Origin of the sequence: Streptomyces graminilatus, assembly GCF_001418565.1 — a bacterium.
Taxonomy (GTDB): Bacteria; Actinomycetota; Actinomycetes; order Streptomycetales; family Streptomycetaceae; genus Streptomyces; species Streptomyces graminilatus.
The window spans coordinates 1-1,374 of sequence record NZ_LIQQ01000617.1; the positions used below are offsets into that span (position 1 = coordinate 1).

Genomic DNA, 1,374 nt, shown 5'->3' on the forward strand with positions numbered 1-1,374 from the left:
CGGTGGCCGGCCACCGCGTCCGGTGCGTGGGGGCGGGGGAACCTGGCGGATCCACCCGTGTTCTTCGAGCAGGGCGAGCACGGGGTCAAGGTCGCCGATGGCGGGGAAGTCGGCCCGCCGCAGCATGCGGAAGAGTTCCCGCTTGGTGAACTGCGCGAGGCCGGCCGTGACGAGCTGCGCGAGGACATCGAGGGCGGCGTCGTGGGCGGGGTCGGCGCTCATGGTGTCGAACACGTCCAGGGCGTGCGCGGTGAAGTAGTCGCCCAGCGTGGTGGCGGCGGCCATGGTCGCTGCGTCGATCGGCTGGTGCCAGACGTCCTCGGTGTGCGCGGCCAGGTGCAGCAGACCGGCGATGCGGGCGACGGCGCCGTCCCGCTTGGACGCCCATTTCACGATCGACGCGTAGCTCCCGTCCGGTCCGAGCCGGGACTCGGTGACCTTCTGGAAGGCGAGCAGGACCGCGTCCGCCTCGGGGGTGAGCTGGAGCAGGGCGGGGTCGGTCCAGCCGGCCAGGGTCAGGGTGAGGCCTCCGAGCCGCTGCGCGTAGGTGGCGGCCACCTGCTCGTCGAGGAGATCGGGCGAGAGGTTGCGGCGTCCGACCAGGGAGAGCGGCTTGGCGTACAGGAAGCGGGCGAGCAGGCCACGGCCGTCCGCGCCGTCGATACGGGACAGGGCGTCCAGGACTTCCGGTTGGACGGCGAGGCCGATGGTGACGGCGGGGACGTCGATGTGCTGAGCTTCGCGCCCCTGGCGGTTGACGCGGATCATGTCTCCCGCGTGGCCTTTGAGGAACATGCCCATGTTGGGCTTGCCGCTGTAGCGGCCGGCGATGATGTCGAACAGTTCGCCCTCGGCACTCAGGCAGGAGATCCGCCCGCCCTGCTCGTAGAGCAGGGTGCCGATGTTCTCCGGGGTCACGTCGTCCGCCACGAGCTGCGGCACGGCCGGAACGCTCATCTCGTCCACGGCCTGTGCGAGTTGGACCGCCTCTGCGGTGAGTGCGGCCCGCTGGTCGGGTTCGGCTCCCGCAGCCCTGCCCGCTGCCTTGTCCGCCGCCGATTTGGCGAGCCGGATGGTGGTCTCCGCCTCTGCCCGCACGGGTCCGGACAGCTCGATGAGCGCTTTCTCGGTGGCGAGCAGAGGACGCACCATCAGGTCGAACACGGCGCTTTTGCGGTTGCCGGGGTCCAGGGCGACGGCGGTGTAGATGTTGACGGGCTCGCGCCAGTGGCCGCGTACGCACACCTTGACGCGTCCGCCTGCGGCGGTGGCGATGACGGCGAGCGCGAGACATCCCGCGAGGTCGGCGGGGGTCTGGGTCTCCTCGGCCACGCCACGGACCATGTTGGCCAGCCAGGGGGGCAGGGCGTCTAC

Annotated in this window: 1 protein-coding gene; it reads right to left on the bottom strand. The window is 71.1% G+C overall.

Going from position 1 to position 1,374, the window contains the following annotated elements:
- Window positions 1–1,332: YfjI family protein (locus tag AOK08_RS38370; protein ID WP_241827281.1), on the bottom strand; the 1,332-nt coding region annotated here is incomplete at its 3' end.
- Window positions 1,333–1,374 lie beyond the last annotated feature (42 nt).